Source organism: Terriglobia bacterium (genome assembly GCA_020073085.1).
In the GTDB taxonomy this organism is placed as follows: domain Bacteria; phylum Acidobacteriota; class Terriglobia; order JAIQFV01; family JAIQFV01; genus JAIQFV01.
In genome coordinates this window covers 508,417-534,652 of record JAIQFV010000001.1, presented here as the reverse complement: position 1 = coordinate 534,652, position 26,236 = coordinate 508,417, and the positions used below count along the sequence as shown (strand labels likewise).

Below are 26,236 nucleotides of genomic sequence, written 5' to 3'. Positions count from 1 at the left end.
AGGTGCCGGTTTCATTGAATTGGAAACGATCTCTCTTCTTCGGAAGTATCCATGGCGAATTCAATCTGCTGGCGACGTTTCTTTTGCGTGAATTTGTTGGCGTACATGCGCGAGTCGGCGACAGACAGCAAGGTGTCGGCGTCGTTTCCGTCCTGGGGGAAAGTGGCGGATCCGATGCTGAGCGAGAGTTTAATAAACCGGCCGAACCGTTTTTCGGACTGAATCCCTTCGATGGCGGCTTGCACCTGTTGAATTTTCTTGTTGATATCCTCTCCGAGAAGTCCCGGCAGGGCAGCCATAAATTCGTCTCCCCCGAGACGGGCCACAAAGTCGTAGTCGCGCAGTGTACTTCTCAAATACTTCCCAATCTGGCGAAGCACCTTGTCGCCGACGGAGTGTCCAAAAGTGTCATTCACTTCCTTGAAGGAGTTCAGGTCCATAGCCAGAACGGTGAGGGCGGTCCCGTTTCGGCGGGCTCTCGCGATTTCCTCATCCAGCTTGAGGAACATATGCCGCGAATTGGGAAGGCCGGTCAAATCATCCGTCAGGGAGTTTTCATAGGTTTGCTCAAAGGTAATCGCATTCTTGATGGCGAGCGCGGTCTTGGAAGCAATGAGCTCCAGCACCCGAAGGTTGTCTCCCACGAACTTGTTGGGGGTTTCATCATAAAGAGTGATGACGCTGAGAACCTCTTCATTCACCTTAAGGGGCACGGATAGGGCGGACCGCATCAGAGTGAACCGCGCCGCATTGCCCAGGTACCCGAATTCCACCAGCGGATTGGAATTGATCAGAGGCCGTTTGTTCTCAGCCACCCAGCCGGTAATTCCTTCTCCCAGAGGGATGGCAAGGTCAGAGAAGGTTTCTTTCTCCTTCCCGTCTATGTATTGGGGCACAAGCGTCTCGTCCTGGCGCAAATAGGCAACGCAACAATCGCAGGGAATCACCTTTCTGATTTTTGAGGCGATGAGGTTCAACGTCTCAACAAGATTGAGACTGGTGCCCACCGTTTGGATGAGTTCATACAGCGAATAAACCTCTTGGTTGGCAGCGGCGATGTTTCGAAGATGATGGATCTGGGTGGTCTCGCTGTATCCGGTCGCCGGGTGCGCCAGCGCCCCCTTGGGATTCGTTTGGAGCGAAAAGGAGGGGAGATTGGCAGAGATCCGGTGGGCTTCCAGCGCCGCAGCCCGGGCTTCTTGCTCAAGGGTGGGATAAAGGCTCTCAAAGAGTTCGACGATCTTTGGATCGAATGCCTTTCCCTTCTGTTCATGGATATATTTCATCGCCTCTTCGGGAGGCAAGGCCCGGCGGTAGGGGCGATCTGAAGCAAGCGCATCGAAGCAATCCACCACAGAGAGGATGCGGGCTGTAATAGGGATCTCTTCTCCTGCCAGTCCGTTTGGGTATCCGGTGCCATCGTATCTTTCATGATGACACAGGACCACCGGCACAACAGGATAAGGGAAATTGACTGCGGAGAGAATCTCTGCTCCGACCAGAGGGTGAACCTTCATGCGGTTAAATTCTTCCGGCGTCAGTCTCCCCGGTTTGTTGAGGATGTATTCCGGCACCGCCAGCTTGCCCACATCATGAAGCAGTGCCCCTGCCTTGATAGAATTGAGTTCGTCATCACTCAGGTTCAATGCCCTGCCAAGCCCCGTCGCAAAGATGCGGACCCGTTGCAAATGCAGATGCGTCGTTTCGTCTTTTGCATCAATGGCCAGGGCCAGAGTTTCAATGGTGCGCAAATGAAGATCGGCCATGTCACGCAGGTGCAAATGACTCTCTTCCAGACGGGCCATGTACATCTTGTGAGTGAAATATGTGAGGTACAGAGGGGGAAGAGCAAGGAAGATAACGGCAATTCCATACCGCTGATAAAAGACCGTCAGCGCCCAAGCGATGGATGCCCCCACATAAAAACTGGGAGCGGTCCAGTAGAAGTTCTCCAGCCAAATGCGCCGAAATCCTTTCGATTCACTAAGGGAAATGACAAGGCCAACCATGAAGGAATTGAGAACAAAATAGATTGAAGTTGCAGTAATAATTGGGAGTATCTGAAAGCTGTTTCGGAACCAAAACACATCGGCGTTGAGAATTCGAATTGCATAGCATGCGACCATCACACAAACAACTAGATTGCCAACATTAAAGGCAAGCTGGTGCGTCCGAAACTCCTTGACCTGTACAGCATACCCAGTGAAGGCACAGATTGCAGCGATCAAGATAGTTTCTTGTGTTCCTAACAGAAGCATGCTCGTGAATACAAAAGCATATGCAATCGAGATCGTACCTTTTGACGAGGGAAGGATAACCTTAACTGAAGCCGAGACAGCCCCAAGAGTTCCGAGTATCAGCAGTTCTTTCCAATACGTGATATAGCGGGCGTGAATGGCCGCATTTACGAGAAAGTATGCCCCTGTAACTGACGTGACGAAGATGTAGAGATCAAGAAGAGATATGTTTTGGAGAGGTCTTTTAGACACTATCTTCTTCCTTAGATGAGCAGCGCACCTGATATTATCACGAGACGCGATTCGGTGGGATACTCCCGAATCTTCGTTGTTTTGTTACTACTCCCCTGATATTAAGGCTGAAGAACTCCATATCACGTTTCCACTGGTTGTCACCGACATCCCTCCACAAAAGTCAGAACTCCACAACGACCTGGATACTAGCAAGGGATTGAGTGATTGCGCGGCACTTGCTCCGATATAGCTTCCGCCAGTTATAAAGTTTCCTCCCCAGATGACACTGTTACTCCACAGCACATTTCCATTGCTCCACAGCACATTTCCACTGTCCCAGAGCATGTTACCACTGCTCCATAAGACATTGCCATTGCTCCAAATGACATTGCCGCTGCCCCAGGCCACCTGAGTGCTCCATATCGCTAAATTGCTCTCGATGATTCCACCCCACAGCAGGTTTTCTCCCCAAATGATATTGCCTCCCCAATTGACAGTTTCTCCCTGGATTGTGTTCTGTGTGCTCAAGGCTCTTCCATTATCAAGAAGCTGCGAAGAACCCAGGGGGGCCCTGGTTGCCGAGACGTTTCGTGCAAGCATCACCGCCCCAAGAGTGTTCAAGTAGCCTGCCCCTTGAACCACGAAGGGCAGTCGCAGGTCCTGCGCCGTCACCATGAGGATTGCCTTAACCAAATTGGGAGTGAGATGAGGCTGGGCTTGGAGCATCAGCGCAACTGTCCCTGATACCACCGCGGTTGCCATGGACGTTCCGCTCAAAATGAAGTAGTGGACCTTTTTGATCTCGGTCCCTCCAGCCTGAGTGTAATAAGACGGGTCCACACGGTTCTGGGGGTAGAGATCGAAGAGATCGTTCTTATTGGTGCTCGGATCTGCGATCGACTTCACCCGGTTTCCGGTGGCAACCAAGTCCGGCTTGGAAAGGAGGTCGAGAGCTGTGGGTCCTCGCGAACTATAATCCGCGATAGCGTCGTCGGAACGGGCGGGCGTCCCTTGGGACTTCGCCGCACCGACAGTTATCACCTGGGGATCGTTACCGGGGCTGGTAATTCCGCCATACACGATCTTCCCAAACTCATCCTTACCGTAGTTGCCCGCCGCGACGACAACGACAATGCCGGCTCTGACAGCGGCCTCACAGGCTTGGGCGAGAGGATCCGTTTTGTAGGATTCCGAAACCGGATGCCCCAGTGAAAGGTTGATGATTCGAATGTTGTATTTAAGTTTGTTTTGAATTACCCATTGGATCCCTTCGATGACATCACTTACATAACCCGATCCGTCATCCCCCAAGACCTTGACGCTGATGATTTTCGCCTTCGGTGCGATCCCCGAAAGCGCTCCTCCGGATTCATCTCCATTGCCAGCAATGATCCCAGCGACATGGGTCCCATGGCCATAACTGTCGTCCATCGACCCGGCGTTCGCCATGGCGTTGCCATCCAATCCAACGGTGCTCCATTGAGCGAGAATCCGGCTGCCGATCCGTCGAGAGCCATCCAGGTCTTTGCCATGGGGAGATACGCCGGAATCCAGCACAGCGATCCCAACACCATCACCTTCGACCCCATAACTCATCCGGGCAATGTCCGCGCCGACGGACTTGACAGTAATGTCATTCGATGGCCTCACCACATGATCTTCCGAGATTCCTTCGATGCCGGGTGTCTGGGCAAGTCCCTCCAGTTCCGTGACCTCTGCCTCAGCTGCGAGGCCATCGATCGCCCAGAATTCCTTTTTGACCCGTCCTCGATGTCCTTCAATCCTATCGTAGAGGGCCTGGTTAAGCCGCGATTTTGAACGGTTTGAATCGGCCGGCACGAGGGCGGTCCGGATGATGATCGGGATAGTGCCGCGCTCTCCGCGCCTTACCCTCTCGCGCAGGGATCCGTCCAGTTTGTCCAAACCTCCGCCAAAGCAAAGCATTGGCAGCGATAACACTGCGACCATGAGGAGCCTGAGAATAAGATGTTGGTATCGCATCGGCCCTGTTCTCCACTCAGTGAGTTGGTGCGTCATTCGACGAAGAACTGGCTTGATTCGCCTAAAGAGAAGATCGGCTGGAACTCCGCTGGGCCGGGAGAATTCCAAACCAGACGCGCACCACGAAAGGTCATTGAATTGAATTCAAGATCTCCAATCGATCCGAATGACCGCAACGGCTGATTCTTTCGAATGCGGTCTCCGCCCTTTTGATCGCGGCTTCCTGATTTGTTTGGAGCCATCGAATTTCCTCCTTAGATTGGGTTAATCGTCCCACTTTCCAGTCGTGAAACAGTCTGAGCATGGGCGCTACTGCAGTTACAGTTCAGCAACCTGTGCACCAAGCTTTGCACTGAGGGATTTCAATGGGTTACGAAGGAGGAACGCCCAAACCCTCAGGCTTTTGGTCAAAATGACCGACAGCATTTCAGTCAATCTGACTGAAATTAAGAATTTGAGTTCGGTCCCGAAGGGTTGTGCTTTGATAGGAAGAAAGATCAACCTTAGGTAAATCTCAAGGTGAAGGAAGACCCTCACGGCATCTGAGGATGGAATTTGGAGGAGGACTTCTCGGTCGCCGAAATGAATGCCCGGAATCGATTTCTACCAGCGAGCAGACTCCAATCGACGATACCCAATTAGATATGACATGAGAGAGAGCCGAGTCCCATAATTACCACAACGGGTCGAGGCGTAGAGGAAGGCAGAAGGCGGCTTTCTACGAGTGGTTTACAGGGGGGATGTTAGGGTTAGCCCAGAAGAGGGCCGGACCGGAGACTCAGCAGCCCCCTGATGACGCAGTAAAGGGAGATGTGGACGAATAAAAGGGAGGAATCAGAACCAAGACCAGAATTCCGTGCGAATAAATCTTACCAACCTCCGGGTGACAAGTTCTCCAATGGTTCGTTTTCCACAATATATCTTGGCGTAACCCGTCATTTCAGGTTTTAAAAGAAAATTCGGGTTGTCAATCTCGCTTCTGACTATGAGGATTCGCACATTCTTATCTTGCGGATCGGCGATATCAGAGATCTGCGTGACCTTCCCATCAAACTCTTTGCTGGGATATGCGTTAGCCTTTAGTCGCACGTAGAACCCGATCTTCACATCCCCCACCTCTTTTTCGGGAACGGGGATTTCGGTAAGTATCTTCCGAGTGTTTGCTACCTGGCAGATCACGTCACCCTGTTCCAGGTAGGCCTTTTCCTGCTGCTTGAGAAAATGCGTTGTAATGATGCCGTCAATGGGACTTCGGATTGCGGTATAGGTACTCTCCGTATCAAGCAGGGTCCGCTGGGAGACCAGTCCTTCGATCTCAGCCCGCTTCGCCTCGATTTCTTCCGCGCGTGTCCCCGCCATCACCTTGGCCAGGGCCTTGCGGGCCTCCTGGTAGAGTCTTCGTTTCTCCTCGACGTCGTGCTGAACCTCGTCGAATTCTCGCTTTCGAATGTTGAGATCACGCTCGGCTTCATCGAATGACATCGAAGCGAGGAGCTTTTCGTCAAAAAGGCGTTTTACCCGCTCAAAATTCTTGTTCGCATAATCCAGCCGTTCGCGGGCAATTGGAGCTTGGGCTTCAGCCTTTCTGATGGAGGCCTCTGCGCGATCGACTTGAGACTGCCCCAAAGCGATCTCTTCCTTCGAAGGACCCACCACCATCAGTTGAAGCCGCGCCTGGGCTTCCGAAATGTCAGCCGAAGTCTTGGCCTTCTCCCCGCTGTACTTGTAATCAGCAAGACGGGCGATGACGTCACCCTTGTGTACGGCCTGCCCTTCGTCGAAATAGATCCGCTCAATGGTTCCGGGAACCTCTGCTCTTACCTCGGCCCGTTCATAGGGGATCAGGGTACACTCGCTGGCCACCTTGAGCTCCCATCGGCCCAGGGTAAGCACGAGACACCCGCACAGGCAAAAAAAACCGGTGACAAAAAGATTCTTGTGCTTCGACGCGCTCTGTTTCTTCTCGGTCATTTTCTTGGAATGGACATGTCCAATCGCCTGGATCAACGGGTCGCTTACTACGAACAATGCGACACCCCAAAACAGTATAAAACCTGTTCCTTGATATTGCTCAACAAAAAACTGCTCAACCCTGAGAATAACGTATTTGATTAAACCGAATGAATAGATGAAAGCGATCATTCCATAGAGCCAATAAATCATCCGATCCCTCCGCGAAAGCCCTTTTATTGCACCCGAAGTTCCTGTCATGAATGATCTTGCCTTCGCCCGAAGCCAGGCAAAGGACTTCGCCCGCAGATTCGGGATTGAAAAAAGCTCGGACAGAATGTAGTACCCGTCAAGCTTAATCAGCGGATTGAATTGCAGAATCGTCACGAACCCTGTGACCGCAACATTGATAAAGATGAATCGGGCGATCAAGCTCTCGGGAGCCAATATTCGCCACAGAAGTGTGAGGACAGCCCAGAGGAAAGTCTGGATGAATACGCCGGCGGCCATCACCCAGAGGCGCTGAGATCTTTTCTTGAAAACATAGCTGTCGCTGACATTGCAGAAGCATGCAGGCTGGAAGTACAAGAGGAGAAATCCCATCTCGTGTACCTCTCCCCCGAAGTATTTGCAGGTCATGCCATGGGCCATCTCATGAAGGATAAGAATTGGCATCATGATAATGAGTGCCCAGAGGACGGAGGCGGTTGAATAGAGGGTTTGAATCTGATCCGTGATTTCATCCCAATTGTATGCAGTCACACACGCTGCAGCCAGGATCGTGGCGACAACGAGCAGGAAGAAGGCCGACGTGAAGAGAAACCTGAAGTGCGGCAATAGCCGGTTGAAGAATGCATCGGGATCGAAATAGGCAATCTTCCAATACAGCAATCTGTCCAATCGGGAACGCCGCTTATTTTCACGCGAAAACGAAGGGTGGGGCGAGCAGTTGGCAAGAGGCGGCAGAACGGGTTGCCCAGTTTGAGTTGTTTCCTGTCCAGATGTCTCAAGCAGGCCCTTCGCGCCCAGCTTCTCCACGAAGTCTGAAAGCCCTTCTGCATTGACATTGAGATGGAGCTCTTCCTTGAAATGAGTCGCAAGCTGGGCGATGGTCAGCTTCCCCTCAAATTGACTCGCGATCAGGAATTCGTGTTGCCTCAATCGAAAGAATTTTCTCGATTGGGGGTCCTTTATAATGTACGCGGTCTGATCCCCCTCACCCTGTTCGGTAATGATCAAATCGCGCCGCAATTTTGGATGATTAGAAGATTCCATTTTCGTCTTGCAAAGACTTATGTCTCTTCGTTGGGGGCTTGCGCGATATCACGCTTTGTCTAATGAGATTCGCGAGCTAGGGGCCCCATGTTGCTCTTCAATAAATTGAATTGCGCCTGCCCGACCTGGAGTGGGACAAAAGAGACAATTCGGATTTTGCAGCAAGAATTCCAAGGCTGCTTAGGAGAGATAAAAACAGAAGTAGTGTTAAATACCGGGGACCGACCACGCAGATAAGCGTTATCTCAAGCATCAAGGTCAAAAGAGTTAGAATCTTTGCTTTCTTTGTGGGCTTCTTCATTTCAGTTGTGTCAGCCAGAATCGTGTTTGTTTCGGGAAATTAATAGAGGGGCGACTCTTGTTATGAAACCAATGGATTGGTGAGCCGCCCCATTTCGGAGTTTAGACAATCTTAAAGTTATACACCCCAGAGGATGTTGGGAGCGACTATTTCCTCAAGCTCCTCAACCTCAAGAACCAGATTCTCTTCCATTTTTGTTTCCTCCTCAAAAATCAGCAACTTCAATTGCACCAAGCGCTTATCAAACTCCAAAACCCTGTCCGTTTCTTTTGGGGTCAAACTGAGATCTTGTGGTTGACGGGAACTTGGGTTTCCCGCTTCGGGCCCCCCTCGTCCCCGTCTCCCCCTCCCCTCGTCACTGAGGAGTACTATGAGCGGAGAAGCGAAGGTACCTTTTCTACGTCTCCAGAGTTGATCTTCTCAACTCTCCAAAGCTAATTGCCTTTGATATGTACACGACTAGTGCCAATCCTTGTTCTTTCTAAAAATTTATATAAACAACTCAAACAAAGTGTCTTAGTGCTTGTTTCGATGATGAATTGTGAAATGAATACAGAATTAAAACTAGAATAACTAATCAAAAGAAATGATTATAATCTCCAGCGGTGATTTATTTATGAAAATTAAACTACGTGTGACCTGAGACTTGTTGATGGAATTGACTCGAACTGGCAGATCAGGGATTGATCGCTGACTTGTGGAAGGGTTGAGGCCGAGTGATGCGTTTCGGCAAGCGCTCAAGCAGAGGACATTTTCTGACGGTAAGGTTTGTAGTCAACTTGACAGGAATGCTTCTTCAAAAAGTTCATAAATACTGTATATTCACTGTCTTTCAAATGAAACGGCTCCAAGAGATCCTTATATCGCCCATGGGACTCTTCCAACCCTATTTTGATGATCTCTCGTACCAGTTCCTTAGAAATCTCCCTATTCATGAAGGGCTCCTTTACGATCTTCCAAAATGAGATCTTTTCCAGCTTCATGCGTCGGAACAAGACCAGGGCTTGTCCCTTTTCCTCGCTCCTTTGCTCGCCAGGGGAAGGTGCGAGTGTCGGCCGAAGTGAGTCTTCGACAGCGTGAATCGGTAAGGCGGCCTCTTGAGTGGCCAGTTTCCCTTTGAGCTGAGAAATCTCCGGCGGGAAATCGGGGACGTGAATTTCAATCTCTTGGGCCATATAAAAGGCGCTTTCCACAAGGTTTTCCAACTCGCGCACATTCCCTGGGAAGGGATATTCCATCAACATTTGAAGGGCAACATGACTAACGGTATGGCGGATCGAGGGATTCTGTTGTTCAAGCTGCTTAAGGAGATGATTCACCAGCAACGGGATGTCTTCTTTATGGTCTCTTAGAGGAGGGACATGAAGGGTCAATACATTGAGCCGGTAGAAGAGATCCTCTCGGAACTCCCCATTCTGAACCATCTGTTTCAGATCCCGATTCGTGGCAGCGATAATTCGCACGTCCACTTTGCGGTCTTGAGAATCTCCCACTCTGCGGATCTCTCGCTCCTGGATCACCCGGAGGAACTTGGCTTGCAGGGCGCGACTTGTATTCGTAATTTCATCCAGGAAGATCGTGCCCCCGTCTGCCTCTTCAAACAACCCCTTCTTGTCGAAGATAGCTCCAGTGAAAGCACCTCTCTTGTAGCCAAACAACTCGCTCTCAATAAGGTTTTCAGGGATCGCACCGCAATCGATGGCGATGAACCTCTTCTCCTTTCGGGCGCCGTTGTAATGGATGGCGCGAGCGATGAGCTCTTTTCCGGTTCCACTCTCCCCGGAGATCAAGACATTGGCCGAACTGTTGACCACGCTGTCCAGCCTTCGGAACAGATCCATCATCTTGGGGCTTCGGCCGATAATATTTTCATACGCATACTTGCCACGCACCTCCTGCCGAAGATAAATGTTCTCCAGGCTCAGTTTCTCGTATAACCGGGAGTTCTCAATTGCAATAGCGAAGAGATTGGTGAAGGATAAGAGGAAGTTGACCTCCTCCTCATTAAATGGGAGGGTTGCCACAGGGTTATCAATATAGACCGCCCCCACGATTCTCTCTTTAACCTTCAGGGGGATGCATAACACCATTCCAATTCCAAAATCGACGATCGAATGGCGATCCCGAAGACGCAGATCATCGCGGGCATTTACTGAAATCAGGGGTTTACCACCGTGCATAACTTCTTCGAGCACTGTCTTGCTGATGGCCGTGGCGTCGTCCAGAGTGGCCTTGCTGATATTTCGAGCGGCCTTCACCTCAAGCTCGCCGGACACCTCATCTACCAGCAGGATCAAACCGCGTTCCACCCGGATGGCTTCCAGTACCAGATCCATAACACGTTCGAGCAACTCGCTGAGATTCAAGATGGAATTGACGATCTTGGAGATCTGAAAGAGCGTGACAGAATAACTCTGACGGGTTACCAATGGGTCAGCCAGGTTCTTGGAGGTCATAATTGAGTTCTTGCCCCCCGGCTTGACTTTCACCGAGGGTTCCAATGATCCTAATATAGTGGCCCGTTCCTTCTTTTCCAAATACTTTTTTCTCAGGGTTTCCGGAAGTCTTCCAGCGATCCCTGTGATAATGGACCGCGCATGTTGAGCCTGGACACCGGCGTTATGGGGATCGCCTTGGGCCTGATACCAAAGACTCAAGGAGTACCGCGTCTCTGCCAGTAAGTCAGCTTCCTGTGTCAATTCTGCAAGACGAAGAGCTTGGTGCAGGTCCTCAGCGCCAGAATGCTGAAAGGGATCCTTCCTCGCGAGCGCCAATCGTCCTCGTAATAAATGGAATTGCGCCTTCAACAGGATGTTCTGCGTCCCTTCGGCTAGAGAGGCGATTTCATCAAGTGCGTTGTGGCTATGATCGAAACACTTAATCTTTTGGTCCACCAATGCTCGAAGGAGGACCACTTGGAGTATCCCATCCCTATGGTTGAGCTCTTCTGCGAGGGCACCAGCAATAGAAAATGAATCGTCTCGGCTGCTCACTTTCTCTTGTTCAATTTCAATTCTCGCTAACGCGACTCGGGCAAACAGTTCTTCGAGTTTGCTCTCTGTATGAAGCGCTAGATCTGCTGCGCTCTGAGCATAGGTGTGGGCTTCCTGCATTTCTCCCATCTTCTCATGCCATTCAGCCAAGCGATTGAAAATAGAAATCCTTACTTGTTGATTGTGTGTCTGTTCGGCTAGACTCATTGCTTTGTCTAGAGCGTCGCGCCCCTTTACAAACTCACCTAGATGTGTCCAGTTCTCCCCTCGATTGTGCCAAATTTGGATTTCAATTTGTTTGTCCCTCAAGACATTATTAAGGCGCTCAGCAAGATCAACATATTCCAATGAGGTAGTATACTCGCCCAATTTCGTGTGGATGCTAGAGAGGTTTACATAAGACTGTTCAATTCCCCGACGGTCAAATAGCTTTTCCCGTAGCTGGAGAGCTCGACGTTGAAAACGCAATGCTATCCGATAGTCATTCAAATAATCTTCATATATTGCTCCTAAATTCGCCGTAACTCCAGCTATTCCAGTTGTCCAACCAAATCTTGTGTATACGGCGATAGCACGATGTCCTGCCTCGACAGCCTTTCCATATTCACCTTGGTAGAAGTAAATGGCCAGTTGACTATTGTAGATATCCCCTAGACCAAAATAGTTCTCAAGGTGTTCGACCAGAGCGAGCCCCTTGTTCGTACATTCTAAGGCAGTTCGATAGTCGGTCAATCGTTGGTGTTGTAGGCCGAGCCGTGCAAGAAGATCCGCCTTGGTCATAGGTTCAGGTAGGGATTCGATTATACTTAGACCTCGATTTAGAATATCGATCGCCTCTGTATAACAGCCCCGAAATTGAGCAATCATCCCCAGGCGTAAGTGAAGTTTTGCGATCCTGCCGGGAGTAAGAAAAGTTCCTCCTTCGTTGATCAGGGACCTATATATCTTTTCTGCGCTTGGAAGCTCACCCAACTGGTAGTAACAATAGGCGATCTTTTCTCGAATTTCATATCGGCGCATATCTGTATGGTCGATGTAGCCCTCGGCCAGTCTGTAAGCAACAATTGCCTCAGATAAAGAATAAAGTTGTCGCAGTTTGTCGCCTGCCCGAATGGAGTAAAGCCTTGCCTTCCCCTTATCGCCACTCATCGAATAGTAATAGGCCAACATCTCAGAATAATCAGAAAGACCTGAGCCTGATTGTTCTTCAAAGTATCTTGCTATCCTCGCATGGATGGAGGGACGGCTGGCAGGAGGCACCCTTGTCTCCACAGTCTTCTTCATTTGAGTATGTTGGAAGAAGTAATAGGGGTCCTCGGCCGCATCTGTTCGGACGAGGATGGCTCGTTCCACAAGTCGGTCAAGATCCGTCTTGACTTGCGACAAAGGCCTGTTTAACACAAAAGAAACCGCCGTGAGGGGAGCGGGTTTGATAAAGAGTGCGAGAGCCTGAAGCAGGTCTCGCTCAGGGAGGGAGAGATAGCCAATCCGGCGGAGAAAGGCATCAGCCATGGTCTGGGGGACCTGAAGGGAATCCAGTACGGAGGGCTCTGGTTCCCAGGTGCCCGATCTGGGGGAAAGGATCTTTTCTTCCATCCAGGCCCAAATGACTTCCTGAATAAAAAAGGGATTCCCCTTCGTTTCGTCCACAATTCTTTGAACCAGGGGCGCAGGGGCGCGTTCGGTGCCAATCATGGAATTGACGAGATCGCTGACCTCGTGAGGAGACAGAGGTTTCACCATTATCGTCTCGCTCGATTCGAGACCACTCAGGACGGGCAATGCCGACTCAAGTGCGGAGCCCTTGACCTCCTCGGACCGGTAGCTAACGCCAAGAATCAAGCGCTGGGATTGCAGGCCCCGGGCGATGCGTTCGATGAGTTGCAGCGATAGCGCGTCGGCCCACTGAATATCCTGGATCAAAATGAGCGAGGGGTGATCTGCACAGACTTCCAGCAGGAAAGCTGCCAGTGATTCCAAGAGCAATTCTTTCTCATTCGCAGAGGCGGGCGTTGCGGGTTGAGGTTTGCCTTCAAAAAGGCCGGGAAGAACCCTGCTCAGGGCCGTTTCGTACTTATCGGAAAAGGCCCGCTGCGCTGAGGTTGCTTGTTGAGCGCTCAGAACCATGGGGCGGAGGACGTCAATCAAACACTGAAAAGGCTGTGTTATTTTCTCGTAGGCAGCGCCTGCAAATGTCCTGACCCCTTCTAACTGAGCTTGAATCTTCAATTCTTCCAGGAGCCGTGTTTTTCCGACACCGCTCTCTCCGCCCACCAAAACGAGGCGCCCACCGGTCGCCTTCAGCACCTGCTGAAGTATCTTCTTCAGTTGCGCTTGTTCCCTTGCGCGTCCAACGAACTTGCCGCTGCGGACATAGTCCCTCGCCGTCTCCTGTGTTTCGATTTCGAACTGATAACCCAAGTTCTCGTTGAAGGCTCTGATCAGCTCATCCGGAGTCTGAAACCGGTTGTCAGGATCCCTTTCTAACAGCCGCAGCAAGATCATGTCGATGGCCAGCGGCAGGGTTCCATCCTTCTCGGTCGGTGGCGAAGGATTCACATTCAGCTTCATATCGACGAGCAATTGAGGATCGATGTCACCAAATGGAAGTTGCCGGCTAAAAAGCTGATAGAAGACTACCCCAAGGGCATACAGGTCAGACCGCGCATCCAAGGGCCGCCCCTTGATGGCCTCGGGGGCGAGATAGGCAAGGGTGCCGCTCAAGCGATGCCTTGCCTGGTCATCGATATGGCGCGCCAGTCCAAAATCCAGCAACTTGATACTGGCTTCGCCCGGCCGAGTGCCGGACAGAACCAGGATATTTTCGGGCTTCAAATCTGCATGAATATAGCCTCGCGCATGAATGTAGGTAAGAGCGCGGCAAATCTCGACGGCACGCTCCAGTTTTTCGCTGAACCCCATATGGGCCGTTCCCGTAATCAAATGTTCCCCAATACAGTACTCGGAGGTAAAAAAGGGATCGCCTTGAACGGTATATCCGAAGTCATATACCGAGGACAGGTTGGGGTGACGGAGCTGTTTAAGTGCGGTGAATTCACGCACGAAGAACTCCCGGGTGCCTTCCGTGAGAATTCCCCGCTGGAGTTTTTTCAGGGCGACTTGCCGGCCATTTTCCCAAAGATCCTCGACGAGGAAAACTTCACCCATCCCCCCTTCACCGAGCGGGCGTACGATCTGGTACCGTTTCGTTATCAGGTTCCGGGGCATGGCAATGGATGAGGAGGCTTACTTCAAATAGAGTTGCTCACAATTCCAGAGGGTATGATGGTCCAGGACAGTCGGGCGAAAGTTTCCGACCCGGCTCTTTGCCGCCACAAGAACGTTGCGGGAGACTAAGTAGATGAAAGGAAGCTGTTCGCTGACGATCAATTGGACTTCATCGAAGGCCTTTTTGCGCTGTTCAATGCTTGAAGCGGTCGATTGGCTGAGCATCAACTCGTCGATGCGCTCCTCCCAACGGGTGGCCGGTTTCTTTTGGTTGGGAAACCATTGATGGTTGGGTGCGCCCGATAACCACAGGTTCATTTGACCACTGGGATCTGTATCCACATTCGTTGGACCTAAGAGGCAGGCATCATAATCAAAGGTTTCCATAATCCGCGCAATCAAAGAACTGAATTCGAGGGGGGTGAAATCCACTTGAATCCCAATCTTCTCCAAATCGTTTTGTACCATGGCCCCGATTTTTTCGCGATTTCGGTTTCCGGCGTTCGTGATTAAAGAAAATCGTACGGGCCGCTGGCTGCCGTCCCTTAACTGGAGTTGACCCTTGACGGTGGCCCACTGGAATCCAGCCGCAGCGAGCAGTTTCTTCGCTTGATCGACGTCGTAGGGGTACTGCTTGATGGATGGGTTGTACCAGAACTTGTTTGAGATGGTCAGGGGTCCGAAAGCCTCGGTGGCACGGCCCTGGTATATCAGGTCAACGAGACTTTTCCGGTTTATGGCATAAGAGACGGCCTGCCGGAACTGCGTATTGGTAAACCACTCCAATTTGGGCCGGTTCACAAGGGGTCGGCGGGTTTTGGAGCTTATGTTACGGTTTTGGTTGAACCAGAGAAGTTCACTGCCCAGGCTCGGCCCGAGGTCTTTCGCCACGACCTTCGATGAACCCGAACCGCGTGCAAGAACGGAATAATCTTCTGCACGGAGGTCATTGAGGATATCCAGATCACCCGACTTGAAGTTCAGGAACTGTGTTTCCCGATTCGGAATGATTACCAGGATCAATCGGGATAAGTAGGGAAGCCTTCTGTTTCCTGCGTCAACCTTCCAATAATGAGGATTTCGTTCCAGTTCCACTCTCTGCCCTGGTGTATATCGGCTGAATCTGAAAGGTCCCAAGCCCACAATTTCGCCCGGGGGGGAGGTCACGGTCCAGGTCGAAGCAAAACCCCCGGCGTTGTAGGCCGTTTCGAGTTTGTGCTTTGGCAGAATGAAAATGGAATCGAAGACCCTTTCGATCCCGGCGGCAGGTTGGGCAAAGGTGAATTCAATCTCATAGTCCCCCATCCTCTTGAGGGCAAAGGGTTGTCCGTTCACTTTCAGCTGGTCTGCCTGGGGTGAGTTGACTTTGGGGTCGTAAATCACCTGGAAGGTGAATATCACGTCGTCTGCTGTAAACGGGCGTCCGTCGGAAAAAAGGATTCCCTCCCTCAAGTGCATGGTCATGCTCCGCCTGTCCGGAGAGTATTCCCAGGATTTCGCCAAGGATGGCTCAGGGCGTTGTGTTTCACGATTAATATGGATCAAATCCGCAAAGATCCGATCAGCGATATCCGCAGTGGCCGTATCACTGGAGACAATGCGGTTGAAGGAGCGAGGCTCCTGGCCGATGGCGGTGACCAATGTCCCACCGTATTGTCCCGCCGTTCCCTCCATCACGAGGGCATCCTTGGAGAGAGGCCCCCAGTTTTCCAGTACGTCCTGAACCGGCTGCTTTCGAGAGCAGCTGAATGTCCACCATAAGCTGAGGAACAGGAGAACAAGGCCCAGCCAACGCTTGGTAATTCTGCAATTCATGGGTACTCCTCATGATTTGAGAACAGGAAGTAATAGCAACCTCATGGGGCGCGGGGAGGTCAAAAAGAGACAATTTGTGAACTTTTGACTTGGGTTGTGACAATTTCGTAAAGAATCTAAGTAAAGATTTCGGTGCAAGATGACGAAAAGGTAATTAGAGTCGCCTCCTCGGAAAGTCTGCCAATCAGGAGGGACACACTCCAACGCATTTTAGAACACTTTACTCCAGTGAACAACATTATGAGCGATTCGTCAAATAAGACAGATGCGATGTCTGCGGGGGGCCCCGACACCGTGAAGGATTCAGCGGTCGGCGACACCCATCCAAAGAAGATGAGGGTTCTTGTAGTCGACAACGATTTGACGACGATACGTCTCCTGCAGCAGCACTATCCGCAGAAGGATTATGTTTTCATTGTGGCGAACAACGGGCTCTCCGCGATGGAATTGATCCAGAGCGAAGAGTTTGACGTTCTCGTCGCCGAATTGATGCTCCCACGGATGACCGGGCTGCAATTGCTCTCCAAGATCAAAGCGCAGGAGAATGGCCCGGAGGTGATCCTGGTCTCGAGCCAGCCGGCCGTGGAGTCTGCTGTGGAAGCCATCCGGATGGGCGCGGTGGACTTCCTGACCAAACCTCTCCGTCTCCCACTCCTCCAGGATGCAATTAATCGAGCCTACGAGAAGCGCCGACTGGTTATCGAAAACAATCCCGCCATCAGGAGACCCCGGGGTCCCCAATGTATCATCCCTTCGTTGACTCGAAGTGCAAAAATGAAGGAGATTGCGGTGCTGGTGACTCGCGTGGCCAAGAGTAATTCGACGATCCTGCTCACCGGTGACAGTGGGGTGGGAAAGGAAGTCATTGCCCGCGCCATTCACGCCGAATCTTTGCGCTGTAACAATCCGTTTACAGATATTAGTTGCGCCGCGATCCCGGAAACCTTGCTGGAGAGTGAGATGTTCGGGTATGAAAAAGGCTCCTTCACGGGAGCCGACAGCTCGAAACCGGGTCTGTTCGAACTGGCGACGGGAGGAACACTGTTCTTGGACGAGATTGGAGAGATCGGACCAGTCCTCCAAACCAAACTTCTTCGCGTCATAGAAACACGGTCGTTCTACCGTGTCGGCGGGACAAAACAGATCACTGTGGATGTCCGCATCCTGGCCGCGACAAACAAGGATTTGAAACAGGCGGTCAAAGAGGGGAAATTTCGAAAAGATTTATTTTACCGGTTGAATACGATCAACATTGAGATTCCTCCTCTCCGGGAGCGGCGGGACGATGTTCCTCTCCTTCTCCACCAGTTTCTCGAGGAGTTTGATCGAACGCACCAGAGGCGCTTTTCAGATCCGGCCATGGAGCTCCTGAAGCGTTATCCATGGCCCGGCAATGTGCGGGAACTCCGGAACATGGTCGAGCGCGTCCTGCTGATTTCCCCGCACATGCTGATTGACGTCGAGGATTTGCCGGAGGACATCCTGGAGTACATATCCGCCCCCGGGAGAGAGACTGAAGGGTACGCCGGCGACGCGGTGTCGCTCGTCGAAATGGAGAAGCGGCAAATCGCAAGTGTTCTCCAAAAGACCCACTGGCATCGTGGCAAGGCCGCAGAACTGCTTGCCATTTCCCCGAAGACGCTCTACCGCAAGATCAAACAGTACGATCTCGACAAATTTCTTGAGGCTTACTAGAGTCATCCGACTCAAATATCCCCCACGCACAGAGGACCTCCCTCTTGGAATTGAGGAGGGAGGTCCTGCGCTCACTCTGCCCCCGCCCGATGAGAATCTGGCTTCGAGTGCTTGCCAATTGACATTTCCATCCGCAAAACGATATAAGACAAGACGGTCTGTGTGACAAGGGAGAGGAGTTTGACATCATGCCGCCGGGACGCCCAAATCCACTGATACCTGGGCATGTTCAGGAGTGTTTGAAGATCAACGCCCCACTTTTAAGTGGCACAAGCGCTGAGTGGTGGGCTGGGTGGCGGATTCCGGCTAGGTGGCGACCGAGCTCTCTAGAGGAGCGGTACCTGTTGGCCGCCGTGATTCGATCCCTCGTTCTGGGCGTGTTTTTCCTGATCCTGTTGCCGATGACAATGGCTGCCGGCGACATTCAGACAGGATTGGATGTCCTCATCGCTTCCGACTTTTCTCAACTTCAGGGACGTCGAATCGGGTTGATTACAAACCAGAGCGGCATCGACCGCGGGTGGACCAGCACCATTGACCTTCTCTCGAGGGCGCCGGGTGTCAAGTTGGTCGCGCTTTTTTCTCCGGAACACGGGATTCGCGGCATCGAAGACCGGCCGGTGACTTCCACCGTGGATGAAAAGACCCATCTCCCCGTTTACAGCCTGTATTCAGAGAAGCAGAGGCGGCCGACTGATGAGATGCTGCAGGGAATCGATACCCTCGTGTACGACATTCAGGATGTGGGGGCCCGTTTTTACACTTATATTACGACCCTGGCCTACACCATGGAAGCCGCGGCACAGCACCATCTCAAGTATGTGGTGCTCGATCGACCAAACCCCATTACAGGGCTGCGTGTGGAAGGCCCGGCACTCGATCCCAAGCATGCGTCTTTTGTGGGCTATTTTCCCGGGATGCCGACCCGCCATGCCATGACGGTGGGCGAATTGGCTCAACTGTTCAATGAGGAAAAGAAGATCGGGGCGGATTTGGAAGTGATTCAGATGCGGGGGTGGCGTCGGTGGCAATGGTACGATGAGACCGGGCTCCCATGGGTTCCTCCCTCGCCCAACTTGCGAAATATGAACGAAGCACTCCTCTACCCCGCGGTAGCGGTTGTTGAGGGGGCCAATGTCTCCGTCGGACGTGGAACCGACACTCCCTTTGAGGTGTTGGGCGCTCCCTGGATTGACGGGGTCCAGCTGGCAAAAAAAGTTCTCGCCGCACGAGTGGCCGGGTTGCGGGTGTATCCAATTCACTTCACTCCAAGTGCCCGGCCCTTTGCGAATGAATCTTGTGGCGGCATCTTTCTCATGGTGGTGGAGCGGGATTCGTTCGATACGGGGAAGGCGATGCTGGCCGTTGTGTCAGCCCTGCAGCAACTCTATCCCGTCAAGTTTCAGATCGAGAAAATTCTCCCGCTCCTGGGTAGCGAAGCGCTTTTGCAACAGCTGGGGAATGGCGCTGATATGAAGAGCCTTCACCGCTTTTTGTCGGCCGATGAAGACCGTTTCAAGAAAATCCGCGAAAAGTATCTCATCTATAAATAACACTCGGGAGTTTCATCCTTCCAAAGGTGACTGCATGCGTTACCTCAAGATTCTTCGGTTGGCGGTTCCCACTCTCATTCTCTTTCTAACGTGGGGACAATGGGACTATGGACGAGCAAACACCCCGGACGCTCGCGTTCAACTTCAGCAAATTATCAACGGCTCTAAAGGAAACGTCGCGCTTGCCGCCAAGAATCTCCGCACCGGTGAACTCATAGAGATTAATGCCCGCGAAGAAGTGCAGACCGCCAGCGTCATCAAACTCCCGATCATGGTAGAAGCGTTTTATCAGGCGCAGGAAGGCCGAACGCCACTCGATTCACTGCTCTTGCTGGATAAAGCGAACCTGGTTCAGGGCTCGGGTATTTTGCAGGACCTTTCCGATGGTTTGATCCTGCCCCTGCGGGACGCGCTCACTTTGATGATTGCCTTGAGCGATAACACTGCGACGAACATGGTGATCGATTCCGTTGGCATTGATGCCGTGAACTCCCGGATGGAAAGGTTGGGGCTGGTTCATACAAGGCTTTTCAAAAAAGTATTCCTCCCGCCGCCGAAGCCAAGTGAGGAACAGAAGAAATTTGGTTTGGGTGTCACTACGCCCGCAGACATGCTCAAGCTTTTGGAAATGCTGGCGCGCGGCGACCTCGTCGACAAGGCCAGTTCCGAAGCCATGATTTCCATCCTTAAGAAGCAGCGGGACCGCGATCAGATTCCCCGCTACATCAGTTATGACGATCTGGGGGAAAACGCAAGCGGGATTCAGGTCGCAAATAAAACGGGGGCGTTGGATCGTGTCCGGAACGATGTGGGATTGGTCTTCACCCGAAGAGGGACGTATCTAATGGCGATCTTCACATGGAATTCCGCGGACGCCCGGTGGACTCCTGACAATGCCGCCACTCTTACGATTGCCCAGCTGGCCAGGGTGCTCTTCGAACATTTCGAAAAAGCAGGTGCCACGCCTTGAAAGTTTTTCCTTGAATTTTAGGTTCACCGGAACTAGGATACGTTTTCTGACTGCTCAGGTTGTGGCTCAAAGGCTCTCTCCCCAAGGGGAGGAGGGAGATGGTGTAAATAGAGAGGGGCACGTGACCTCCCGGAGGGCAAGAAGGATCCCCACCCCAGGCGCCCTGAAAAGTCGGGGTGAACCACTCTGATGAACAGACCGGTGATCATCTTACTTCGTAAGAATCGCGGCGCCTCGTTCTTGAGCCTCCTGGCCCTGGTGTTTTTGTTGTTCCCCACCTTTTCGACGGCCGACGATTTTCACGTTTGCCATCTTTCCATTGCTCATTTGTTTGATGCGATCCCGTCCGCGGCGTCTCTTCAAAAGGATTCTCGAAGCACAGATCCAGAGAAGGAGACCGTCTGTATCGCCTGCTTGTGGTCCACCTTCGATAGCACCCCTCCGGCGACCCCGGTCAATCTGGACCCGGTTCCCTCAAGGGTCGAATGTTGCCAAATCCCCGAACCGTCTTTGCCGTTTATTGAGAGTTTTTCCTCACGCGCCCAACGTGCTCCTCCCCTCGTCTAATGTTCCCCATCTAAAGGCTGCTCAGTTCTGAAATTCATTTTTTGATTTAGTTCACTCGGTCGTCAGGAGATCTTCAACTGGACGACTTTCATCAACACCCGGTTGCACCTGAAATTGTTTCGTGGTCTGAGTATTGTGGGTCTTGAGAGGGTTCGACGAGACGGACTTTAAATCATGCGTATCTTAAGGACATCTTATCATAAGCGGGTTGAAGTTTTCACTTGCTCTCCTATCCCCAGTCCTCTCTCAAATTACCTCTGTAAAATAAGTGCCCACCCATAAGACGGGGGAGATCGGCGGTCTCCTCCGTTTTTATTTCTCTTCAATTCACGAAGGACGAGGCAAGCTTTATTCCCTCGATGGGCTTGGGATCCGGAGAGGCAAGGAAAAGTCTATTGGGAATTGGGGGAGGCCCGGCAAGCTACCGCCGCTCTTGTTGTGGGGGTTGAGATTCGACCTGGAATACGGACCCCTAACCCCACTGACTCAATTTCTGTCCACCTGATCCCACACGGCTTTCCATGAGCGTCGTCAGGCTTGAATGCAGAATGCGGTACTCTGCCCTATGTTCATGGATCAATCGTTCCAGCATCCGTTCTCCCTTGACAGTCAACTCAACGAAAACTTGGCGGCGATCCTCCGTGCTGGGCCGCCGCTTGACCAGGCCCAGCCGCTCGGTCCGGTTGATCAGCTCAACTACACTGTGATGGTTGCGCTGGAGCTGTTCAGCGAGTTCTCCGATCGAAGCGAAGTTCCGTTTAGGGAACCCCTTAATGGCGAGGATAAGGTGATATTGTTGGGGGGTGACCCCCTGGTTGCGAACCGCCCTTTCGCTGTGTCGCAAGAAGCGGCGCAAGGCATGCCGGAAGGCGGCAATCCGCTCGAATTGTCGCTTCGTTAAGGGCATTTGAAAGGTTGCGGTCATCCCGGGACCTCCCGCCGAATCATCTGGACAGTATTATATCGTTGGACGATATTGTGAGCAACGGTTCAATGCCAAGCGAGCGCAGGCCCGGACGCAGGGTGACCTTCGCGTGTCAACCACCGGCGGCGCAGGCAGGTCAGTCATCCCCCGCTTCAGGTCAAGGCCGGTGAATTATAGTGGAGAGCGCGAAGAGAGTCAAAAACGCGAACTCCCACGGGCTTCAGGGCGCTTTTCAGACAACCACGGAGGGGCCCTCAAGAGTCAGAAGGCCCGTTGATTGATTTTCAATTTGACTTGTGAGAGACTCGCTTCATCGAAGGAGACACTATTTGGATTAGGCGCAACGGCCATTTGCTCTGTTGCAGAGGGCCAGCGAGTGCAGGGGTCGGGCTGACCACTTTTGTGGGGTCGTTAATGGAGCGCGGGTGGAGTCCTCAAGTCCGTCCGATGAAGCGGGGGAAGGTGCGAGGAGATTCACCTTTGGCAGACAACGTTCGCATTTCAAGATTATGACGAACCTGATCAGTTTGGTGGTTTCTGATGTCGATGGAACCCTGATTACATCCAACCATGAGATCACGCCCCGGACAAAGCGGGTTGTGCTTGGGCTGAAGGAGCATGGCATCGGTTTTACAATTGCGAGTTCTCGTCCTCCGCGCGGCCTCGAGATGCTCCTCAAAGCGCTCGAGATCGTGCTCCCCTTCGCTCCATTCAATGGTGCCCAGGTGGCCACGCCAGAGGGGAGAGTGCTCGAAAAGCAGGTGATTCCGGTGGCTTTGATCAACCAGGTATGGGTCATCGCCAAAGAATTTGATCTGAACCTTTGGGCTTATCGGGAATGGGAATGGTTTGCCCGGCGTCGCGATGAGTATGTCGAACGTGAAGAACATACCGTGGGATTCGCGGCGAGGATTGTCGAAGGGATTGAAGAGGGGTTTGAAGACTGTCCCAAACTGACAGTGGTCGGGAAGCCGGAGATTGTCGCGTTGTGTGCGCAGAGGATCCGCCAGAAGCTGGGGACAGAACTTGCAGCGACGCAATCACAACCCCGGTTTGTCGACATCACCGTCAAGAGCGCCAACAAAGGCTCAGTAATCACGAGTCTTTCCCGGATTCTTCAGATTCCCGCCGATCGAATCGCCGCCATCGGTGACGGGCCGAATGACGTGGAGATGTTTGCGCGGGCAGGTCTCTCGATTGCCATGGGCAATGGGAGTGAGGCCGTCAAGAAGGCAGCCCGATATGTGACGACGTCGAATGCGGAAGAAGGTTTCGCGGACGGAATCGAGAAGCACATCCTTGGGGGCGCCATGGCAGCCGGGAGATAGCGGATCTTATGGGAAGGCAGCGGGCGCCACAGGCCCTGAAAGCAAGAAAGAGTTGGTGAGAGGATAGGAGGACGCATGAGTGTCGTGGCTGCAGATCGAAAACAGACCGACGAGCTTTGCATAAACACGATTCGCGCATTGGCGATGGACGCGGTTCAGAAAGCGAACTCGGGTCATCCGGGCATGCCCATGGGCGCGGCCGTGATGGCCTATGTGCTCTGGGATCGTTTTCTGCATCATAATCCCGCCAATCCCAAGTGGGCCAATCGGGACCGCTTCATCCTTTCCGCCGGCCATGGGTGCATGTTGCACTATGCATTGCTTCATCTCACCGGATACGACCTTCCCATGGAACAGATCAAGCAGTTTCGACAGGCGGGATCAATTACGCCGGGCCATCCGGAATACGGCGTGACGCCGGGGGTGGAGTGCACCACGGGACCCCTGGGCCAGGGGTTCGCCAATGGCGTCGGCATGGCCATCGCGCAGAAATTTTTGGGGACGCAATTTAACCGCCCGCCGTATTCCATTGTCGATTACCACATCTACGCCATCGTTAGTGACGGCGATCTCATGGAGGGCGTGACCTCGGAAGCGGCGTCGCTGGCCGGGCACCTTGGCCTGGGAAACCTCATTTATCTCTACGATGATAATCACATCAGCATCGAGGGCGACACGGCACTGGCCTTCACGGAAAGCGTCGATGAGCGTTTCGCTGCCTACCGGTGGCATGTGCAGCGGGTGGATGGCAATGACATCGGGGCAGTCCACAAAGCCATTGAAGTCGCACGCGACGAAAAGGAGCGCCCCTCCATCATTTGTTGCCGAACCCATATCGCCTTTGGGAGTCCTCACAAGCAGGATACCGCGGGGGCTCACGGGGCTCCTCTGGGAGCAGACGAAGTGAAGCTCACGAAAAGAAACCTGGGTTGGCCAGAGGAGGCGCAGTTCTATGTTCCTCCTGAGGTCCTTGCACACTTTCGCGAGGCCACCCGGCGGGGCCAGATCATGGAGGCGGATTGGAAGTCGACCTTTGATCGATATGCCCGGAATTACCCCGAAATGGCTGCACAATGGAGTCAGATTCAGGAAGGAAGACTTCCTGATGGGTGGGAAAAATCGCTGCCCGTCTTCGGGGTCGCGGCCGGATCCCTGGCGACGCGCGAGGCCTCAGGCAAGGTGCTGAACGCGATCGCCCCCGTCGTCCCCTGGCTGCTGGGTGGATCGGGGGATTTGGCCCCTTCGACGGACACGCTCTTGAAGGGCTATGGGGATTTTGAAAAAGGGAATTACCAGGGGCGAAACTTTCACTTCGGAGTGCGTGAGCATGCCATGGGATCGATTACCAACGGGATTGCCCTGAGCGGATTGATCTCCTTCAGCGCTACGTTCCTGCAATTTTCCGATTACATGCGCCCTCCTATCCGGTTGGCTGCCTTCAGCGAGTATCCGTCCATTTTTGTGTTCACCCATGATTCCCTGGGACTGGGGGAAGACGGTCCCACGCATCAGCCGGTCGAACACCTAGCCGCCCTGCGTGCGATTCATAACCTGACCGTGATTCGTCCCGCCGATGGTGACGAGACTGCCCAGGCCTGGAGGTTTGCCCTCGAGAACCGGAAGTCGCCAACCGCCCTTATTTTCACGCGGCAGAAACTTCCACCGATCGACCGGGCAAAATATGCGCCGGCGACCGGCCTCCTGAAGGGCGCCTACGTCCTTGCAGAGGCAGAAGGGGGAGCGCCTGATCTTATTCTGATCGCCACAGGGTCGGAAGTGTCTCTGGCAATCGACAGTCGACTCGAATTGGCGAAAAAGGGGATTCGAGCGCGGATCGTCTCCATGCCGAGTTGGGAGCTGTTTGAGCAGCAATCGCAGGCTTACCGCGATTCCGTGTTGCCCCCGGCGGTGAAATCACGATTGGCTATAGAAATGGCCGGACCCATGGGTTGGCAGAAATGGATCGGGGAAGCCGGGGACATGATCTGCGTTGATGGTTATGGCATCTCGGCCCCCCTTAAGGCGATCCTGGAGACCTTTGGATTCACTGTCGACAACGTTGTAGCTCGCGCCCGAAAACTGGTCAACCGGTGAGAGCTACGTACGATATTGGACGGTGGGAATAGATTTCAGGAGAAGCTGGTTGCAGTGTTCTGCGGCCGAGAACATTTGACTATGGAATGCTCAGACTCCATTGGGTGAGCGCAGGAGAAATCCGGACAAAGCAGGTTGAGGAAAGGAGTGAATCCATGCAACTAGGATTTATCGGATTGGGCAAAATGGGCGGCAACATGGTGCAGAGGCTGCTCCGAGGCGGGCACAAGGTCGTCGCCTTTGATCGAAACCCGGAGGTCGTAAAGGCCTCGGCGGCCTTGGGCGCAACTGCCTCCGCCTCAGTCGGGGAAATGGTATCGAAACTGAGCCCGCCACGGGTGATTTGGCTGATGGTCCCTTCGGGCACTCCTACTCAAGACACGATCAACGAGGTAGCATCGCTTCTACAGAAGGGTGACACCCTTGTCGACGGCGGCAACTCCATGTTCAAAGACAGTATCCGTCGCGGGAAGGAACTCGCTGATCGCGGCATCCACTTTGTGGACTGTGGAACCAGCGGGGGCGTGTGGGGACTGCAGAATGGATACTGCATGATGATTGGAGGCGAGGCCGCCGTTCTCAAGAAGATTGAGCCCATCTTTAAGACCCTGGCACCTGAGGATGGCTATGCCTTTGTGGGACCTTCCGGGGCGGGCCACTATGTCAAAATGGTGCATAACGGAATTGAATACGGCCTGATGCAGGCTTACGGAGAAGGGTTTGAGATTCTCCACAACTCCCAGTTCAATCTGAATCTTCCCCAGGTTGCTAAGCTCTGGAACCACGCCAGCGTGGTCCGCTCCTGGCTGTTGGAACTGGCCCAGGATGCCCTGGAAAGGGACCCTCACCTTGAGAACATCAAGGGCTATGTTGAAGACTCTGGCGAAGGCCGGTGGACCATCCTGGAAGCGATGGAGCATAATGTGCCGGCGCCTGTCATAACACTCTCCCTCTTCGAACGGTTCCACTCGCGACAGCCGGAGTCATTCTCCGCCAAAGTCCTGGCGGCGCTCAGGAATGAGTTCGGCGGACACGCCGTCAAGGCCGCGGCAAAATGATTCCGATTTGAA

The 26,236-nt window shown here is 52.9% G+C and carries 15 protein-coding genes; 7 read left to right on the top strand and 8 right to left on the bottom strand.

Annotated features, from left to right (window positions below):
- Positions 1-11: 11 nt before the first annotated feature.
- From LAO21_02080 to LAO21_02050, 7 genes are all read right to left on the bottom strand, one after another.
- Positions 12-2,009, bottom strand: a complete 1,998-nt coding sequence (locus tag LAO21_02080; GenBank protein ID MBZ5551480.1) for a diguanylate cyclase — start codon at positions 2,007-2,009, stop codon at positions 12-14.
- Positions 2,010-2,576: 567 nt separating this feature from the next.
- A complete protein-coding gene (locus LAO21_02075) occupies positions 2,577-4,472 on the bottom strand; it encodes a S8 family peptidase (protein ID MBZ5551479.1) in 1,896 nt (631 codons plus the stop codon).
- 32 nt (positions 4,473-4,504) lie between these two features.
- Positions 4,505-4,714, bottom strand: coding sequence for a hypothetical protein (locus LAO21_02070; GenBank protein MBZ5551478.1), 210 nt, complete (start codon positions 4,712-4,714; stop codon positions 4,505-4,507).
- Positions 4,715-5,306: 592 nt separating this feature from the next.
- Positions 5,307-7,661 carry an efflux RND transporter periplasmic adaptor subunit gene (locus LAO21_02065; GenBank protein MBZ5551477.1) on the bottom strand — a complete coding sequence of 785 codons (2,355 nt, stop codon included), beginning with the start codon at positions 7,659-7,661 and terminating at the stop codon, positions 5,307-5,309.
- Positions 7,662-8,115: 454 nt separating this feature from the next.
- Complete coding sequence (locus LAO21_02060; GenBank protein MBZ5551476.1) at positions 8,116-8,277, bottom strand: hypothetical protein; 162 nt, start codon at positions 8,275-8,277, stop codon at positions 8,116-8,118.
- A 458-nt stretch (positions 8,278-8,735) separates the two neighbouring features.
- Positions 8,736-14,219, bottom strand: a complete 5,484-nt coding sequence (locus LAO21_02055) for a sigma 54-interacting transcriptional regulator (protein MBZ5551475.1) — start codon at positions 14,217-14,219, stop codon at positions 8,736-8,738.
- Between the two features lie 18 nt (positions 14,220-14,237).
- Complete coding sequence (locus LAO21_02050) at positions 14,238-16,034, bottom strand: ABC transporter substrate-binding protein (protein ID MBZ5551474.1); 1,797 nt, start codon at positions 16,032-16,034, stop codon at positions 14,238-14,240.
- Between the two features lie 240 nt (positions 16,035-16,274).
- Here LAO21_02050 and LAO21_02045 point away from each other — a divergent pair, with 240 nt between their 5' ends.
- The 4 genes from LAO21_02045 (at position 16,275) to LAO21_02030 (ending at position 20,819) form a co-directional block, all read left to right on the top strand.
- Positions 16,275-17,729, top strand: coding sequence for a sigma-54 dependent transcriptional regulator (locus LAO21_02045; protein ID MBZ5551473.1), 1,455 nt, complete (start codon positions 16,275-16,277; stop codon positions 17,727-17,729).
- A 344-nt stretch (positions 17,730-18,073) separates the two neighbouring features.
- A complete protein-coding gene (locus LAO21_02040) occupies positions 18,074-19,282 on the top strand; it encodes a DUF1343 domain-containing protein (protein MBZ5551472.1) in 1,209 nt (402 codons plus the stop codon).
- A 34-nt stretch (positions 19,283-19,316) separates the two neighbouring features.
- Positions 19,317-20,252 (top strand): class A beta-lactamase-related serine hydrolase, encoded by a 936-nt coding sequence (locus LAO21_02035; GenBank protein MBZ5551471.1) that lies wholly within the window; start codon positions 19,317-19,319, stop codon positions 20,250-20,252.
- 189 nt (positions 20,253-20,441) lie between these two features.
- On the top strand, positions 20,442-20,819 hold the full coding sequence (locus LAO21_02030) for a hypothetical protein (GenBank protein ID MBZ5551470.1): 378 nt from the start codon (positions 20,442-20,444) through the stop codon (positions 20,817-20,819).
- A 472-nt stretch (positions 20,820-21,291) separates the two neighbouring features.
- On the opposite strand, the gene LAO21_02025 is transcribed toward LAO21_02030, so the two are convergent.
- Positions 21,292-21,744, bottom strand: a complete 453-nt coding sequence (locus LAO21_02025; GenBank protein MBZ5551469.1) for a MarR family transcriptional regulator — start codon at positions 21,742-21,744, stop codon at positions 21,292-21,294.
- A gap of 509 nt (positions 21,745-22,253) precedes the next feature.
- Here LAO21_02025 and LAO21_02020 point away from each other — a divergent pair.
- From LAO21_02020 to gnd, 3 genes are all read left to right on the top strand, one after another.
- A complete protein-coding gene (locus LAO21_02020; GenBank protein MBZ5551468.1) occupies positions 22,254-23,072 on the top strand; it encodes an HAD family hydrolase in 819 nt (272 codons plus the stop codon).
- A 75-nt stretch (positions 23,073-23,147) separates the two neighbouring features.
- The gene (tkt, locus tag LAO21_02015) at positions 23,148-25,166 is read left to right on the top strand and encodes a transketolase (protein MBZ5551467.1); all 2,019 of its coding nucleotides are present in this window, start codon (positions 23,148-23,150) and stop codon (positions 25,164-25,166) included.
- A gap of 86 nt (positions 25,167-25,252) precedes the next feature.
- Positions 25,253-26,224, top strand: coding sequence for a decarboxylating 6-phosphogluconate dehydrogenase (gene gnd / locus LAO21_02010; protein ID MBZ5551466.1), 972 nt, complete (start codon positions 25,253-25,255; stop codon positions 26,222-26,224).
- Positions 26,225-26,236: the final 12 nt, after the last annotated feature.